At 69.7% G+C, this 16411-nt stretch carries 15 protein-coding genes and 1 pseudogene; 10 read left to right on the top strand and 6 right to left on the bottom strand.

The features are described 5' to 3' along the window. Together ABT130_RS22865 and ABT130_RS22870 are read right to left on the bottom strand one after the other, a co-directional pair. Positions 1 to 1701, bottom strand: a complete 1701-nt coding sequence (locus ABT130_RS22865) for a hydantoinase B/oxoprolinase family protein (RefSeq protein ID WP_350958202.1) — start codon at positions 1699 to 1701, stop codon at positions 1 to 3. Between the two features lie 77 nt (positions 1702 to 1778). After that, positions 1779 to 3857, bottom strand: coding sequence for a hydantoinase/oxoprolinase family protein (locus tag ABT130_RS22870; RefSeq protein ID WP_350958205.1), 2079 nt, complete (start codon positions 3855 to 3857; stop codon positions 1779 to 1781). Positions 3858 to 4496: 639 nt separating this feature from the next. On the opposite strand from ABT130_RS22870, the gene ABT130_RS22875 reads away from it, so the two are divergent. The 4 genes from ABT130_RS22875 to ABT130_RS22890 all read left to right on the top strand — a co-directional run bounded on the left by ABT130_RS22875 (position 4497) and on the right by ABT130_RS22890 (position 9619). Beyond that, a complete protein-coding gene (locus tag ABT130_RS22875; RefSeq protein ID WP_350958207.1) occupies positions 4497 to 6071 on the top strand; it encodes a hypothetical protein in 1575 nt (524 codons plus the stop codon). Then, on the top strand, positions 6071 to 7618 hold the full coding sequence (locus tag ABT130_RS22880; RefSeq protein WP_350958210.1) for a serine/threonine-protein kinase: 1548 nt from the start codon (positions 6071 to 6073) through the stop codon (positions 7616 to 7618). The genes ABT130_RS22875 and ABT130_RS22880 overlap by 1 nt, the downstream gene beginning before the upstream one ends. Positions 7619 to 7705: 87 nt before the next feature. Continuing rightward, positions 7706 to 8878: a sensor histidine kinase gene (locus tag ABT130_RS22885; RefSeq protein ID WP_350958213.1), complete on the top strand. Its 1173-nt coding sequence runs from the start codon at positions 7706 to 7708 to the stop codon at positions 8876 to 8878. A 78-nt stretch (positions 8879 to 8956) separates the two neighbouring features. Beyond that, on the top strand, positions 8957 to 9619 hold the full coding sequence (locus tag ABT130_RS22890) for a response regulator (RefSeq protein WP_350914985.1): 663 nt from the start codon (positions 8957 to 8959) through the stop codon (positions 9617 to 9619). Here ABT130_RS22890 and ABT130_RS22895 read toward each other — a convergent pair. After that, positions 9559 to 10263, bottom strand: a complete 705-nt coding sequence (locus ABT130_RS22895) for a hypothetical protein (protein ID WP_350958216.1) — start codon at positions 10261 to 10263, stop codon at positions 9559 to 9561. The two genes, ABT130_RS22890 and ABT130_RS22895, sit on opposite strands and share 61 nt — an antisense overlap. A 206-nt stretch (positions 10264 to 10469) precedes the next feature. On the opposite strand from ABT130_RS22895, the gene gdhA reads away from it, so the two are divergent. Beyond that, entirely contained in the window at positions 10470 to 11813 is a 1344-nt protein-coding gene (gene gdhA, locus ABT130_RS22900) for an NADP-specific glutamate dehydrogenase (protein ID WP_350958218.1), read from the top strand. Positions 11814 to 12007: 194 nt separating this feature from the next. On the opposite strand, the gene ABT130_RS22905 is transcribed toward gdhA, so the two are convergent. Together ABT130_RS22905 and ABT130_RS22910 are read right to left on the bottom strand one after the other, a co-directional pair. Then, a complete protein-coding gene (locus ABT130_RS22905; RefSeq protein WP_350958221.1) occupies positions 12008 to 12901 on the bottom strand; it encodes a phosphotransferase family protein in 894 nt (297 codons plus the stop codon). A 110-nt stretch (positions 12902 to 13011) separates the two neighbouring features. After that, positions 13012 to 13632, bottom strand: a complete 621-nt coding sequence (locus tag ABT130_RS22910) for a hypothetical protein (protein ID WP_350958224.1) — start codon at positions 13630 to 13632, stop codon at positions 13012 to 13014. A 430-nt stretch (positions 13633 to 14062) separates the two neighbouring features. Between ABT130_RS22910 and ABT130_RS22915 the strand changes: the two genes are divergently transcribed. Next, positions 14063 to 14257, top strand: a complete 195-nt coding sequence (locus tag ABT130_RS22915; RefSeq protein WP_350958227.1) for a DUF5999 family protein — start codon at positions 14063 to 14065, stop codon at positions 14255 to 14257. A gap of 133 nt (positions 14258 to 14390) precedes the next feature. Next, positions 14391 to 14573 carry a hypothetical protein gene (locus ABT130_RS22920; protein ID WP_350958230.1) on the top strand — a complete coding sequence of 61 codons (183 nt, stop codon included), beginning with the start codon at positions 14391 to 14393 and terminating at the stop codon, positions 14571 to 14573. A gap of 206 nt (positions 14574 to 14779) precedes the next feature. Here ABT130_RS22920 and ABT130_RS22925 read toward each other — a convergent pair whose 3' ends face one another. Further along, positions 14780 to 15460 (bottom strand): hemerythrin domain-containing protein, encoded by a 681-nt coding sequence (locus ABT130_RS22925; protein ID WP_350914972.1) that lies wholly within the window; start codon positions 15458 to 15460, stop codon positions 14780 to 14782. A gap of 111 nt (positions 15461 to 15571) precedes the next feature. On the opposite strand from ABT130_RS22925, the gene ABT130_RS22930 reads away from it, so the two are divergent. From ABT130_RS22930 to ABT130_RS22940, 3 genes and pseudogenes are all read left to right on the top strand, one after another. Continuing rightward, positions 15572 to 15907, top strand: a complete 336-nt coding sequence (locus tag ABT130_RS22930; RefSeq protein ID WP_350958233.1) for a hypothetical protein — start codon at positions 15572 to 15574, stop codon at positions 15905 to 15907. Between the two features lie 15 nt (positions 15908 to 15922). Further along, positions 15923 to 16063, top strand: a pseudogene (locus tag ABT130_RS22935) (DUF397 domain-containing protein); the annotation flags it as partial. 135 nt (positions 16064 to 16198) lie between these two features. Continuing rightward, positions 16199 to 16384, top strand: a complete 186-nt coding sequence (locus ABT130_RS22940; RefSeq protein ID WP_350958236.1) for a hypothetical protein — start codon at positions 16199 to 16201, stop codon at positions 16382 to 16384. Positions 16385 to 16411 lie beyond the last annotated feature (27 nt).

Genomic DNA, 16411 nt, shown 5'->3' on the forward strand with positions numbered 1-16411 from the left:
TCAGTCCTCCGCACGCAGGGCCGTGCCGTCGTCCCTGACGGTGACGCCGTAGTCGGCGAGGGCGCCGTGCGGGGTGACGCGGCCGGTGTCGAGGTCGGCGAGGACCTCCTCGACGGGACGATCGCAGGGGGAGCCGATGCCGCCGCCGCCGGTCGTCTCGATCACGAACGCCTCGCCCGCGCTGAACCGGACGTTGTTCACCTTGGAGTCGAGGCGCTCCAGCGAGCCGTCCGCGCGTCGCAGGTAGAAGCCGCCGAGCCGTCCCGGCAGGCCGCCGGAGCGTCCGGGCGGGGCGTTGCGCAGCCGGTCGCCCCGGGTGGTGACGTGGGCGTCGGCCAGGAAGCGGATCACCGTGCGGGAGCCGAGGCCGCCCCGGTGCCTGCCGGGGCCGCCGGAGTCGGGGACGGTCTCCACCGACTCCACGACGAGCGGGCAGCGGGTCTCGACCGGCTCGACCTGGGGTACCGAGTTGCGGCCGATGCCGAAGTGCACGCCGGTCGCGTCCGGGCCGTCCTTGCCCTGCCGGGCGCCGACCCCGCCGAAGTCGTACGACAGGTGGATCCAGTACGGCGCCCCGACGGCCGCGATGGAGAAGGGCTGCAGGATGCCGCTCGCCGCGATGGCGCGTTCGGGCATCGCGTCCGACAGTGCCTGGAAGACGGCCTCCATCGCCGCGTAGATGGGCACGAACCGGCCACCGCACGGATAGGGCGAGCGGGCGTTGAGCAGCGAGCCGGGTGGCAGCCGCACCTCGATCGCCCGCAGGCAGCCGTCGTTCATCGCGATGGACGGGTCCAGGAAGCAGCGCATCGCGAACACGGCGGCGGCCAGCGACTGTGACGAGGAGGAGTTGATCGCCGCAGGGACCTGGGGATCGGTGCCGTCGAAGTCGAGTACGGCTCCCGCACCGGGGGCCAGGGTGACCGCGACCCTGACGGTGTGCGAGGTGGTGAGGTCGATGCCGTCGTCGTCGATCGGGTAGGACGCCTCGTAGCGCCCGGCGGGCAGGGCGAGGAGGGCCGCGCGGGTCAGCGTCTCGGTGTGGTCGAGATAGTCGTCGATCCCCCGGGCGAGCCCGGCCGGGCCGTACTCGCCGACCAGCGCCTCGATCCGGGCCGCGGCGACCGCGGTGCCCGCGACGAGCGCGCGCACATCGCCCATGACCTTGTCAGGGGTGCGGCTGTTGGCCCGCAGGATCGCCTCGATCGCCGGTTCCACGCCGCGCGCGGTGGCCAGCAGGACCGGGGGGAGTTGCAGGCCCTCAAGGAAGATGTCGGTGGCGAGCGGGGCCATGCCGCCCGCGGACAGGCCGCCGAGGTCCGAGACGTGGATCATCGTCGCGGTGAAGTAGGCGGGCTCGCCGGCGACGAAGACCGGCCGGTAGACGAGCAGGTCGTTGGTGTGCACCCCGCCCCGGTAGGCGTCGTTGAGCACGAACACGTCACCGGGCCGCATGGTGGGGGCCGGGATGTCCTTCAGTAGTTCGGGCAGCGCGACCTTCAGCGCCATGCTGTTCATGAGCGTGGTCGCCATCGACTGCGCGACCAGGCGCCCATTCGCGTCGAGGATCGCCGCCGAGGCGTCGGACCCCTCGACGATGAACGTCGAGTAGGCCGAGCGCACCACCACGATGCTCGCCTCCTCGGCCGCCACCACCAGCGCGTTCCGCAGCACCTCCGCGGTCAGCGTCTCCGCCGTCAACCGGCTCGCCCTCTCGTGAGGACCCTTCGTGAGGCCTCCTCGCGCGGACCGCTCGTGCGCCGTCGAGGGTTCCGGTGTCATGGTGTTCCGCCCTCGGTGAGGATTACCGCCATGTCGTCCGCGAGCCTGGCCGTCCAGCCCGGTGGCACCACGATCGTCGCCTCGGTGTCCTCGACGATCGCCGGTCCCTCCGTCTCGCGCAGGGTCGCCCTGGTGAGCACCGGCACCTGTACGTACCCGCCCAGCTCGGGGAAGTACGCGGCCCGCCGTACCTCGGAGACGTCGGAAGCACCGTGAGCCTCCGGGCGCGGCCCGCCCGGCTCCCGGGCTCCGGGCGAGGCGCGGGGAGGGGCAGGCGCGGGCGCGGCGTCGGTAAGGGGGTGCCGGGCGGTCTGGGTGACGCGGACGCGGTAGCTGACGACCTCGGTGGGGCCCCGCTGTTCGATGCCGTACACCTGCCGGTATCTCGCGAAGAAGCGGTCGGCCAGCTCGGCGGGGGAGTCGCTCCACCGCACGGTCAGGTCGTGGGCCTGTCCGGTGAAGCGGACGTCGGCCGAGCGGGTGACCGAGACACCGGGGGAGCCGAGGGTCACGTTCAGGTCGGCGGCGGCGGCCTCGGCCAGGATGGCGAAGACCCGCACCGGATCGGCACCCGGAGCGGACAGGACGCGGTCGGTGGACAGGTCGCCGGCCAGCAGGCCGGCCGCGGAGCCGACCCCGCAGTGCGCGGGGACGACCACCGTGGAGATGCCGAAGCGGGAGGCGACCCTGGCCGCGTGCATCGGGCCCGCGCCGCCGAAGGCGACCATGACGAACCCTCGGGGATCGATGCCCCGCTGCACCGTCACCACGTGGACCGCCGACCCCATCGAGGCGTTGGCGATCTCGTGGACGGCGTGCGCCGCCTCGGCGCGGGAGACCCCGAGCGGGCCGGCCAGACGGCGGTCGACCGCCTTCTCCGCGAGGTCGAGGGAGAGCGACATCGTCCCGGCGGCGAACGAGGCGGCGTCGAGGTAACCGAGTACCAGGTTGGCGTCCGTCACCGTCGGCTCGTCGCCGCCCAGGCCGTAGCAGGCCGGGCCGGGTTCCGAACCGGCCGAGCGCGGGCCTGCCCGCAGGGTGCCGGCCGGGTCCACCCACGCGATGCTGCCCCCTCCGGCCCCCACCTCCGCCAGGTCGATGGCCGGGGTTTTGACCGGCACCCCGGTCCCGGCCCTGCGCCCGCCGAAGCTGCCCTTGCCGCCCACGTGGAACTCGTGGGTGATCTCCGGCTCGCCGTTCCTGATCACGCAGGTCTTGGCGGTGGTCCCGCCCATGTCGAAGGAGATGACGTCCGGATGGCCGGACGCGGCGGCGGCCAGCACCCCGGCCGCGGGGCCGGACTCGATGGTGGCCACGGCCCGCCGGGCTGCCAGCTCGGCGGACATCACGCCGCCGCCCGAGTCCATGACGTGCACCGGCGCGGTGATTCCGATGCCGGCCAGCCGAGCGGTCAGCCGCCGCAGGTATCCCGCCATGACGGGCCCGACGTACGCGGACATGATCGTGGTGGTCGCCCGCTCGTACTCGCGCAGTTCCGGCCAGACCTCCGAGGAGATCACCACGGTCGGCACGACGCGCCGGAGGATCTCGGCGACCCGCCGTTCGTGCGAGGGGTTCGCGTACGAGTGCAGCAGGCAGACGGCGGCCGCGGTGACACCCCGCCGCGCGATCTCCTCGCCGACGCGGGCCACGGCCGCCTCGTCGAGCGGTTCGAGCACCTCGCCCCGGTCGTTCACCCGCTCGGGCACCTCGAAGCAGTCACCGGCGGCGACCGGCGGCGCTGGCGGGTCGAAGCGGAGGTCGTAGCGGTCCTCCTCGACCCGCGCGTAGCGGCCCAGGGGGATCGCCGAGCGGAAACCCCTGGTCGTGACATAGGCGACGCGGACGCCTCTGCGTTCGAGCACGGCGTTGGTGGCCAGCGTGGTCGCGTGCACGACCCTGGTCACCAGGGAGGGGTCCCGGTGGCCAAGCGCGGTGGTGATGCCCGTGACGATGCCGTCGGCCGGGTCGTCGTGGGTGCTCAGGCACTTGGCGACGCTGATCTCACCATCCGGCCCGCGGAGCACCACGTCCGTGAACGTCCCTCCGACGTCGACCCCGATCGAGTGGCTCAACGGCTCTCCCCGTCTGATCGTCCGGTGCTTCGGGCGGGTGGCCCGTCGCGGCGCGGGAGCAGGCCCCGCGCCCGCTCGCCCGCCCACGAAGGGCAGGCTATTTCCCTAGCAAGCGCTTGTCCATGGGGTCTGCCGGGGGTCCGCCTCCGGGTGATCGGCTCGCCCGTGGCCCGGTGGCCCTCGTCTTCCGTGCGGCGCCCGCTCTTCTCGGGTTTTCGAATTCGCGGGCCGTCGGCCCACGTACGGGAGGAGCCTCCTCGGGCGCATGAGAAGCAATGAGAGCTTTATCCGCTTTATCGCGTATTAGATGGAAATATCGAAATGTGGGGCTTCCGTCCCATTGGATTCGGGGCGACCGCGGGCCATTGGGCGAGATGAGGGAACCGGTCCTCGCGCGGTATACATTGTCGCACCGGGGCCCGGTCAGGATTAGACTTTGCGTAACTGTCCGCAACGGGGGGTGGGCATGGTGAAAGGCATGGTCGGTGCCTAAGTGGTGATGGTGAAGGCGGGGTGGAGATATCCGTCTCGTGGCCGGGTGCAGGTAACGGCGGAAAGAAAGTCAAGCCCTCGGGCCTGAGCGGTTCACTTATTCACTCTGGTTTGCGACCCTTGTCCTATCCCCTGTAGGGAGTGGCGATGCGGCGGTTCGGTTCGGCGGTGGCGGTGTTCGGGGGCCTCCTGTTGGCGGTCGCCGGGGTGGCGCCTGCTCTGGCTCACGAGCATCCCAGCGGGATCACCGATCTGGTGACCCCCGCGGTGGTCAGGATCGAGGCCACGGCACGCGTGGACATCACGCTCCTTGACCACATCGGCGAGCTGGTCCACGTGGAGCGTTCCTACGAGGTGCCGATCGGCAGCGGCACCGGCACAGTGATCAACCCCGACGGGGGCATGGTCACCCTCACCCGGGTGGTCAAGAACGACAGGGACGTCCGGATCTACGCCGCCAACAAGATCTTCGCCGAGCACCACAAGGTCAAGATCCCCGCGGACTTCGAGCGGCACAAGCTCAAGGACGACCTGCTCAACCACCACCTGCAGGAGTGCTACCCACCCAAGCAGCCCACCGCCACCTGCATCATCGACGTCACCACAGAGATCAAGGTCTTCCCCAACATCTCCCCCGCCGACACGGAGGGGTTCAGGGCCGAGATCGTCCGCCCCGGTGACAAGCCCGACAGCCCGGCGGTGCTGAAGCCCGTCGGCCGCGCCGACGGGAGCGCTGGCCTGCCCACCGCCCCGCTCGCCGCCGAGGTGCCCGCCAAGGAGGGCTCGCCGGTGGCGGTCGCCGGGTTCACCGGGCGGCCCGCCGCGAACCTGCCGGAGACCGTCGACATCGCCCACCTTCGGGCGGGCGGCGCCGGTGAGGGCGGCCGGCAGTTCAAGGACCCGGAGAACAAGGTCAACGAGCCGGAGAAGCTGGGCGCGCTCGTCGACAAGGGGTTGCTCGGCGGCCCGGTGATCGAGGACAAGAAGGGCGAGGTCGTCGGCCTGCTGCTCGGCGGTGGCAAGGACGCCCGGATGATCGGCATCCGCGAGGTCACCAAGGCCCTGGCCGAGGCGGACGTCGCGCCCGCCCGCGGCCCGATCGACGCCGCCTTCGAGCAGGCGCTGACCCGCTTCCACACCCACTACTACGGTGACGCCGTCCCCGCCTTCCAGCGGGTGCTGGACCTCTACCCGGGCCACACCGTGGCCGCCGCGCACCTGAAGACGTCCCAGGCCAAGCGCGGCACCCCAGAGGACGAGGGCACCAAGAGGGCGGCCGCCTCCACCGACGCGCCCGGCGGCACGCCCCTGTGGCCGTTCCTGGTCGGAGGCGGCCTGCTGGTGCTGGTGGTGCTGGTCGCCGCGATCCTGCTCTGGCGCCGCAGACGCTCCGAACCGGAACCGGAGCCGAGCCTGCCCGCCGACCCCCTGCCCCCCACCCTGTCTCCTCCCCTGAACCCGCCGCCCGTGCAGGCGAGATCGGCCTTCGACGAGCAGGTCGACCCCACGATCGTGGTCGGCCGCTCCTTCCCCGCACTGCCCAAGATCTCCTCGACCTCGCCCGGCCAGCCGGTGCTGGTGGCGCGCGATCCGGGTTCCAGCACCGCTCCGGACCCCAGACCCGCCGAGACGACAGTGCAGAAGTACTGCACGGGCTGCGGGATGCGGCTGGGCCCCGCGCACAGCTTCTGCGGCTACTGCGGCCAGCCGGCCAAGACGTGATGTCCGTGAACGACAGGGCGCTGATCGGCCGGGAAGTGGCCGGCTACCAGATCGAGGACATCATCGGCAAGGGCGGCATGGCCGTGGTCTACCTCGCGGTCGACCCCAGGCTCAACCGCCGGGTGGCACTGAAGATCCTCAACCCGCTCCTCGGCGAGGACGAGCGGTTCCGCCAGCGCTTCGTGCTGGAGTCGCGCACCGTCGCGAGCATCGACCACCCCAACATCATCCCGATCTACGAGGCCGACAGCGCCGACGACGGCACCCTCTACATCGCGATGCGCTACGTCAACGGCCCCGACCTGCGCAAGCTCTTCTACGACCGGGGCCCGATGCCGGTCAGCCAGGTCAACCGGACCTTCGCCCAGGTGGCCGCCGCGCTCGACACCGCGCACGCCCACGACCTGGTTCACCGCGATGTCAAGCCGGCCAACATCCTGATCGCCGCCCACACCGAGGGCGACCACGCCTACCTCACCGACTTCGGCATCACCAAGCACCGCACCTCGATCTCCGGGCTGACCCAGACCAACCAGTTCATCGGCACCCCCCGCTACATGTCGCCCGAGCAGATCAACAAGGAGCACATCGACGGCCGCTGCGACCAGTACGGCCTGGCCTGCGTGGTCTACGAGGCGCTGGCCGGGAGGCTGCCCTTCCAGCGCGACAACGAGATCGCCCTGCTCTGGGCACACCTCGCCGAGACCCCCACCCCGCTCACCACGCTCCGCCCCGAACTGCCGCTCGAGGTCGACGGCGTCATGATGCGGGCCCTGGCCAAGTCGCCCGAGCAGCGCTACGAGACCTGCGGCCAGTTCGTCGCCGAGCTGCGTGACGCGATCAGCGGTGCCGGCCAGTCGTACCAGCTCACCCAGGCTGCCCCCGCCGCACCGACGGTGCCCACGAGCCGACAGGAGCCGAGCAGGCCCAGATCCGGTGGGAAGGGCATCCTCATCGGCGCCGCAGTGGCGATCACGGCGATCGTCGCGCTGGTGGCGATGCTCGCGACGTTCCTGCGCGGTGGCGACACCTGGGTGGCGTACGAAGGCTCGGCCGCGGTGCCGGTCGCCTTCCAGCATCCCGGCACCTGGACCCTCCAACCGCACGCCGATGTGTTCGTGGTGGCCTCGCCGAGGGTGGAGCAGTTCCGGGCGCTGTTCGCCACGCCCGTCACCGCCGACTGGGCGACCGTGAACGAGATCATCAAGGACGACCCCCAGGACGCCGGCGGCCTTTACGTGCAGACGCTCGACACCCTCGACCCGCGCAGTGGCGCCAAGCAGCTGCAGGAGACGATGCAGTCCTCGCTTCCCGGCACGGTCAACGTCTTCTCCCAGGTCGTCCAGGTGAGCGTGGGCGGGCAGCCGGCCATCCGGTTGCAGGGGACGATCGCCGACCCGCAGCGCGGTGGCCAGCTCGAATTCACCGGCTGGGTCGTCGAGCGGCCGGACGAACCGGCCCTCATCATTTACTTCTGCGCGTCCGGCAGGTGCGACAACGCGACCGCCAATCGATTCGTGCGGAGCGTTTCATTCCCGGTGTTCTGATCCGTTGACTTGTGTTCCACTTGTGAGCGACTTGTCCGGGTGTTTTGTCCTATGGGCAAGACGGTCACCAAGCTTTAGTCTCCCCGCATGGCGGTTCTCCTCTCCCCTCTTCGGCACCTGCGTGCGGTGCCGAAGTTCGACTTGCTGATCGGCGCCGTGATCGTCGCCCTCGGCACGCTGGAGGCGTTCACCGTCGCCACCGAGTACGGCGCGACCGAGACGCCCGAGCTGTGGTGGGTCGGCCAGGCGCTCGTCACCGGCGCGCTCGTGTGGTTCCGGCGCCGGTCGCCGGTCGCCGTGTTCATCCTGATGATCCTTGCCCAGTACGCCTGGCACCGGCAGGGGTACGAACACTGTCAGATCTGGCAGCTCGCCTCCCTGCTGATCGTCTTCCACACCGTCGGTGCCGAGCTCCCCTTCAGGCCCGGGCTCGCCTGGGCCGTCACCGGCACCCTGGCGTTCGGCTCCGGTGCCGTCGACCATCGCCGGCTCCCCTTGGAGGAGGTCATCTTCCTGACCGCCCTCTTCGGCGCCGCCTACCTCACCGGCCTCGCCCTGCACGCCTATGTCGCCCGGGTACGCCGCCTGGCCGAGCAGGCCGTCCACCTGGAACGTGACAGGGAACGCGAGGCCGTCGCGCGGGAGAAAGCCCGCATCGCTCGCGAGCTGCACGACGTGGTCGCCCACAGCGTCAGCATGATGGTCATGCAGGCCGGGGTGCTCCGCCGCTCGCGAGGCGGGGACGACGAGGCACTGCTGGGCATCGAACGGATGGGGCGCGAGGCGGTCGAGGAACTGCGCGTCATGCTCGGCGCGCTGCGTATGCCCCTGGACGAGAGCATCCCGCAACCCGGCCTGGACCTGCTGTCCGGCACCGTGGACTCGCTCGTCTCCTCCGGGCTGCGGGTCATCCTCGACGTACGGGGGGAGGCGGTGCGGCTGGCACCCGGGCTGGACCTGTCGGTCTATCGCATCGCCCAGGAGGCCCTCACCAACGCGGTCAAGCACGCCGGAGAGTCCGAGATCCGGATCACGGTCTCCTATCACCGGGACTCCGTGGAGGTGGAGGTCACGAACGGGAGTGGGAACGGCGGGACGTCCTCCGCGCTGTCGACGGGCAACGGCCTCATCGGCATGCGTGAGCGCGCCGAGCTCTTCGGCGGCACCTTCGAGGCCGGCCCGCGCCCAGAAGGTGGCTTCCGGGTCCACGCGTCCCTGCCGGCCTCGCTGGAGGTGCCGGCCGGTGAGCCGATCGTATGAGTGGAGCCGGCCGGATGAGCCGGCTGACGGACGGAACCATGAACGAGGCGCCGAGCCGCCTGGCAAGAAGGAGGAGAAGTGAGCATCCGTATCGTGATCGTCGACGACCAGGCGATGGTCCGCGCCGGACTGAAGCTCGTCGTGGAGAGTGAACCCGGCATGGAGGTGGTCGGCGAGGCCCCCGACGGGGTCGAGGCCATCGCCGTGGTCCGCCGCACCAAGCCCGACATCGTGCTGATGGACATCTCGATGCCCCGTATGGACGGCCTCACCGCCGCCAGGCAGCTGCTGGGGCAGCCGGAACCGCCGAAGATCGTCATGTTGACCACCTTCGACACCGACGAGAACCTCTACGCCGCGCTCCGCGCGGGGACCAGCGGGTTCCTGCTCAAGGTCTCGCCGCCTGAGCAACTGGTGGACGCCATTCGTGTCGTCGTCGCCGGGGACGCCCTGCTCGACCCGGCCGTCACCACTCGCGTCATCGCCTCCTTCGCGGGCCGTCATGATCCCGCGCCCCCGCCGCAGCTGGCCGACCTCACCCCGCGCGAGCTGGAGGTGTTGCGCTCCCTGGCCCGTGGCCTGACCAACTCCGAGATCGCGGGGAAGCTCTTTGTCGGTGAGGCCACGGTCAAGACCCATGTGGCACGGGTACTGATGAAACTCCATCTGCGGGACCGGGCTCAGGCGGTGGTGTTCGCGTACGAGTCGGGCGTGGTGCGGCCGGGGGTGACAGTCGGGTAGTAGGAGATCCACTCCTCGCGGCTCATCCGGATCATCTTGACGCCGAGCCAGCCCAGCGCGACCGCGGGGGCGACCCACAGCGGGACGGTCACCGGGCCGTACGGGACCAGCATCGAGCCGCCGTAGCCGATGCCGACGACGAGCGGCACCCACCAGTGCGCGAATCCCGCCCGCCAGACGCCGATCACCAGGACGGGCAGGCCGAAGATGGCGAAGAACAGCCAGGGCATCTGGAACCCGAAGACGACGCCGGGCAGGTCCAGCATCTCGTTGAGGATCTGCTGCGCCTGCTCAGGAGTGTTCCGCTGCCCGAGCCACCACTCCACCGGGTCGGTCATGAGCAGGCCCGACACGCTGATGTAGCCGAGGACGGTGAGCGAGCCCGCGATGTGGCCGAAGACCACCGCGCGGCGGCGCATCACATGCAGCAGGCCGAGGGCCGCGACGGCCATCAGCAGGTAGGCCCAGTGGTACATCACCGACTGGACCTGGGCGAGGGCGGGATTTTCCGCGAAACTGACCGCTTCGCGCTCGTCGCCCCAGGTGCCGGGGTCGAGGATGACAGCAATGGCCTGGAGCAGTGGGGCGACGATCAGCAGCAGGCCTGATGTGATGCGCCGGAAGTCGGCTGAATCCTTGAACATGGCTTTTTCTTCCCGTGTGAGGCCGGGGCGGCCTTTTAACCAGGAAGGTAGGCGGCGGGTCCCCGCCGGGTCGTCCGTCGCCGGGCTGATCCGGGGTCCCTCTCGCGGGGTAAGAAGTTCTCACCGTGGGCCGGTGAAAGGTGTGAGAAGTGCGTCTCATAAGGTCTAGACCACAGTGTGTGGGCTGGCGATCAGAAAGATAAGTGATGTTGCACGAAAAACTGGACTCGATCTACGACAGTGTCCTGCGCCGCAACCCGGGTGAGATCGAGTTCCACCAGGCCGTTCGCGAGGTGTTGGAGAGCATCGGACCGGTCCTCGGCAAGCATCCCGAGTATGCCGAATCCAAGATCATTGAGCGGATCTGCGAGCCGGAGCGGCAGATCATCTTCCGGGTGCCGTGGGAGGACGACCAGGGTGAGGTCCACATCAACCGTGGCTTCCGGGTCGAGTTCAACAGCGCGCTCGGGCCCTACAAGGGGGGACTGCGTTTCCACCCCTCGGTGTACCTGGGCATCGTCAAGTTCCTCGGCTTCGAGCAGATCTTCAAGAACGGACTGACCGGCCTGCCGATCGGCGGGGGCAAGGGTGGCTCGGACTTCGACCCGAAGGGCCGCTCCCAGCGCGAGATCATGCGCTTCTGCCAGAGCTTCATGACCGAGCTCTACCGGCACATCGGTGAGTACACCGACGTCCCCGCCGGGGACATCGGCGTCGGCCAGCGCGAGGTCGGCTACCTGTTCGGCCAGTACAAGCGCATCACCAACCGGTACGAGTCCGCGGTGATCACCGGCAAGGGGCTCAGCTACGGCGGCGCCCAGGTCCGCACCGAGGCGACCGGTTACGGCTGCGCGTTCTTCGTCGACGAGATGCTGAAGGCACGCGGCACCTCCTTCGAGGGTAAGCGCGTCATCGTGTCCGGCTCGGGCAACGTCGCCGTCTACACGATCGAGAAGGTGCAGCAGCTCGGCGGCACGGTGATCGCCTGCTCCGACTCCTCGGGGTACGTCGTCGACGAGAAGGGCATCGACCTGGACCTGCTCAAGCAGGTCAAGCAGGTCGAGCACCTCCGGATGGACGCCTACGCCAAGCGTCACGGCGGCAACGTGTCCTTCGTGGCGGGGCGGAGCATCTGGGAGCTGCCGTGCGAGGTGGCGATGCCGTCGGCCACCCAGAACGAGATCACCGGCAAGGACGCCGAGTCGCTGGTGCGCGGCGGGTGCATCGCGGTCGGCGAGGGCGCCAACATGCCCACCACGCCGGAGGGCATCCGGGTGTTCCAGGAGGCGGGTGTCGCCTTCGGGCCCGGCAAGGCCGCCAACGCGGGCGGCGTGGCCACCAGCGCGCTGGAGATGCAGCAGAACGCCAGCCGTGACTCGTGGACCTTCGAGTTCTCCGAGCGCCGCCTCCGGGAGATCATGCAGGACATCCACGGCCGCTGCCTGGAGACCGCCAGGGAGTACGGCATGCCGGGCAACTACGTGGCCGGCGCCAACATCGACGGCTTCAAGCGCGTCGCCGACGCGATGCTCTCCCTCGGCCTGATCTGATCTGAAGTGTTCGCCGTGACCGCCAAAGGCGTCGGTCACCGGCACACCTTCCATAACCGGGCGCCGCTCCCATCGCGGTCCCGGACGCCGAGCCCGCTCCCCGTGCACCGGGATGCCGGCGGTGTCCTGAGTGGCCGTTCACCGGCGAAACCGCGAATACGCCGTTCTGATCATCGGAGCCCCGGTGGGGCGTTCTACGAGTGGAAGAGCCACTCCATCGCGGTGCGGGATTTGCCGACGTAGGCGTCCTGGCCGGTTTCGAGGCCGTAGGCCAGGTCCTCGAAGAGACTGCATCTGCCGTAGAAGACGGCGCGCTCGCGCAGGGCGGTGACGTCGCCGGGCCGGTAGCCGTCGAGGGCGGCGTCCAGGGCGGTGGGGCCGAGGTCGCGATACAGCAGGCCGAAGTCGTAGGCCGGGTCGACGATCGCGGCGTCGCTCCAGTCGATGACGCCGGTCACCGCACCCGTGGCCGGGTCGACGAGAACGTGCTCGATTCCCAGATCGTTGTGCGAGAAGACCGGGGTGTATCCCCCGTCCGGGGGTGGGGTGTCCAGGAATGCCTGCACCGCCTGCCGGTGGGCCGCCGGGATCTCCCCGGAGATCGTCGGGTAGCTCTCCACCGCCTCGTCCAGCCATTCGGACGGCGGCGGGTCGTCCACCTCCACCAGGCCGGCCAGCCGATCCATCGGAACGGCGTGCGCGGCGGCGAGCAGGCCGCCGAGCGTGGCGGCGACCGACGGGCCGTGGGCCAGCCGCTCCGACATGGGCAGGCCGAGCAGCGGCCGGCCCGGGAGCTTGAAGTAGGCCAGGCAGCCGTGCTCCGCGACCGTGAACCGCGGTTCGGGGACGGGCACCGGGGAGAATCGCGCGACGGCGGCCAGGAGACGGGCCTCGCGCTCCACGAGCGCGGCCCGCCGCGCCGGATCCGGCTCCTTGCTGAAGCGCACGATCAACTCGCCGTTGACCTCGTAGGCGATGTTGTCCTGGCCCTCACCGAGCGGTGTGACGGTCTCGACCCGGTAGCCGGGCAGGTGCTCGGCCACCGCGTCGCGGGCGTCCTCGGCATGGTCGCGGCTCTGGCTCTCCATGCCGCGACCCTACCAATCACGGCGTGTCAGGTGTGGGGCCGTGTTCCGCGAGCCTCCCTGGGTTGATCCTGCCGCTCCGCTGTCTTGCGGTCTCTGGGGCCGTGGTGCTCTCAGCTCGCGCCGGGGACGGTGACGTTCTTCTCCTTGAAGCCGTAGCCGTTCTGTGTCGCCTTCTGCTGCAGGCCGGTGAAGGAGTCCTTGGTGGCGGCGAGGTCGGCCTCGGTGGCGGTGCCGTTCTTCAGCTTGGAGGTCAGCCTGTCGAAGCTGGCGGTGACCGCCGTGACACCCTTGCACAACGTCGGGTTGGCCAGGGCGAAGCGCTTGGCGACCTTCAGCTCGTGAACGGTGAAGAGACCGGCCACGGCCGCCTTCGCGAAGGTCCGCTTCCGCTTCTCCGCCCCCGCCTTGAAGCCCCCGCTCCGCAGTGGCCGGTAGATGTAGCGGTAGAAGGCTCCCAGCGCGAGGCCCGCGTGCAACGCGAAGCGGGTCTTGGCGAACTTCTTGGCGTTGCCGGCGGCCGGGCACTCCTCGGAGGGGTACTCCTGGCCGCTATCCGCCGCCTGTGGGGCGGTCGTGGCGGCCGGTGGGGCGGCGGCGGGTGCCGAGGTCGTGGCCACCATGGCACCGGGCCTCAGGTCGGCCGGCGTGTTGTCGCCGCAGCCACCCACCAAGGCCACGGCCAGCAGCACCGCCGCCGGGATGGCAAGGGATCGGGTCCCCCGTGCAAGCATTTTCCCCCCTGGAGAACTTCACGGTGCCGTGGTTCGCACCCTCCTCCGAACTCTACTCTCTGTAGTTGCTTCATTACTTTAAGTGAAGAGTGTGGCTCTCCGGGGTGTCCCGAGCCGACGGCGCCGAATCGCCCTGTTGACGTGGCGGACATCATCACCAAGTACGAGGCGATTCGCGCCGGGGCACTTCCGCAGCGGGCGTCGCTGAAGCTGATCGAGGCTGTTGGCGCATTGCGGTTAGCGGGTATGCCGGGACTGCCGTTGGCACGGGGCCCGAATGGGTGCTGCCAGCGCAGACGACGGGCGGCGGACACGGCATCGTAGGAAGTGAAAGCAGCCCACCGGACCGGAACGCCGACGATGATCGTCCAGTCGGAACCGGAGGCTCTCGAAGTCTCTCCTGCGATCGTCAGGGATCGAGGTAACGGTCATGTGTCAGCACAAGCCTCCGTGTCCATCCGCGAACGCTCCGGACCACGACGCGGCCCGCCTGGTGGCGTTTCATCCGGAACAGGGATGGGGGCTGCTCTGCAACGGCGTGGTGCTGTTCGACGACACCGGCGAGCTTCTGCCCGACGGGCGCAGCATCCCCGCTCACCGGGACTGCTATGTGCGGGCGGCCTGAACCCGTGTGCCGCAGGGGTCTCGCGGCGGGGTACGCGGTGCCCGGCCGGTCCGCCTTCCCGGCCCGGCCGGGAAACGACTGTCCGGGGGGATGGCGCCGGCTATGGCGGCTTCTTCACGGACTCGGCGGGCCCGTGGTCCGAGCCGTTCGCGCGGCGCGCATCCGGCGGGTCTCGTGGACGCTGTCGCCCGATGTCTCCTCCACGCCCCTGGCGCGGCATCTGGTCCGTACCCAGCTCACCGACTGGGGATACGACGGGAGAGCGACACCGCCGAACTGCTCGTTGCCCGCCTACCCGGCGCGTCAGGCCTCTTGACCGGCCATCCGCGATGAGACGACCATCTTCCTCCCCCGCGGAAACCGGCAGCCCGAACTGTACCGATCGTCGGAAAAGGAGTTCACGTGACGAGACGGATCCTTGTCTCCAAGCCCAGAAGGCCCCCTGCCAGGATCGAACTCGACCTGCGGACACCGGGCGGGCGGCGGCTGCCGTATTAGTGCTCCGTTCCTCGGAATAAGCGGTCACGCATGGAGATCACCGCTCGCCGGGGCCGTGGAGACGAGGGCGTGGAGTGCGGCCGAGTCGGCGGCGCCGAGCACGCGGTCGCCGATCGCGAGCACGCCCTTCACCACCTCCGGCGGAGCCGTGGCGGCCATCCGCCGGACGAGCCCGGTTCGGGTCGGTCGGTCGAGGGACGGCAACATCAGTTCCAGGCTGATCGTCTGGATCTCCGGCGTCGTCTCGGCCATGAACGCCGCCCGTGCCGCCGCGATCTCCTCGTCGGTGCAGCGGGCCCAGATGCGTGGCATCACCACGGTCTCCTCCTCGTGCAGGTGCGGGAGGTAGGCCGCGGTGAATCTGGCCAGGTCGCGGTAGAAGGCGAGGCCGGCCACCGGATCGGGCTTGACGACGAGCGCGTCGAAGCTCTCGGCCAGGTGCTGCTCCAGCTCCTCCAGGTCCGTGTGCTGCTCGGCGATCGCGTCGGTGGTCTGGTGCTCGTACGGGTCCAGGACGCGCAGGATGTGCCGGTCCTCGTGTTCGGTGTGCGAACGCAGCAGCGCCAGCAGGGGCTGCCAGCGCGCCGCCAACTGTTCGATGTCGTCGTCATCGGCCCAGTCGGTGGCGCCCGCCAGCATCGTGACCTCGAACAGGCCCCGGCGCAGTGCCTTGTGAATGTGGGTGAACAGGTCGTCCCGTTCCATGTTCGGCTCCTTCAGGTCGAATGCTGAAAAAGCTAGTAAGGGGCCGCCGGGGAGCGGTATCCCATGAACATGGGGGTGGTGAGGGGGCCACGTACGGGCGATCCTTTGAACATGGACCTGCGCGAAGGGCTGCGCCGGATCGCGGTGCGGGGTGGTGACTTCACCGAGGTGCGCACGGAACTCGACCGGCTGTTGCGCCGGGTCATCGGGTACGACATCGCGGCGATCTCCACGGTCGATCCGGCCACCCTGTTGTGGACGAGCTGCTTCGTCACCGGGATCGGGCACGAAGGCGGCGCGGTCCGCGCGTGGTGGCGGGGGCGGCTCCGAGCCCGTACGGCTGGTACCTCGATGACGAATGTTCCGTCTAGGTGTACTGATCGCAGAGATGAGGGACCGGTGGGTCAGGAACTGAGTGAGGCCACGTGGGTGAAGTCGCCGTTCTAGGGTGACAACGGCGGCGAGTGCGTGGCGGTCGCGAAGCTGTCCGGTGGCCGGGTCGGTGTCCGTGACAGTAAGGACCGGTCGGGTCCGGCGTTGGTGTTCACCCCGGCCGAGTGGGCGGCGTTCACCCGCTGGGTCCGCACCGACGACACCGTCTAGTTTTACAACGATCCGCAGCACGCCAGGCCCTCGCATCCAGCTGCGGGGGCCTGGCTGTCACGTGTCTCTACCAGGGCCTGTGCGGAGTACGGATCTTCACGCGAGTCGCCACGAACGCTGATCCGCTGCAAGACCGTGACCATCGACAAAATCGACGCCGGGGTCACCTGTCCCGACCCCACCTGTGTCCAGTCGCCGAGCCTCGGGCTGGAGGTGACGCTGCCCCTGGATCGCCTGCCGCACCTCGCCCGCCACGGCACTGATCACGGCGATCGCCGGCCCCAACCCGGCTCCCAGTGGCTCGCAAGGGCGGATTCCTAGCGTCCGCCCCGTAAGAGTGATCGAGCC

The sequence above is a fragment of the Streptosporangium sp. NPDC001681 genome, assembly GCF_040298085.1.
Classification (GTDB): domain Bacteria; phylum Actinomycetota; class Actinomycetes; order Streptosporangiales; family Streptosporangiaceae; genus Streptosporangium.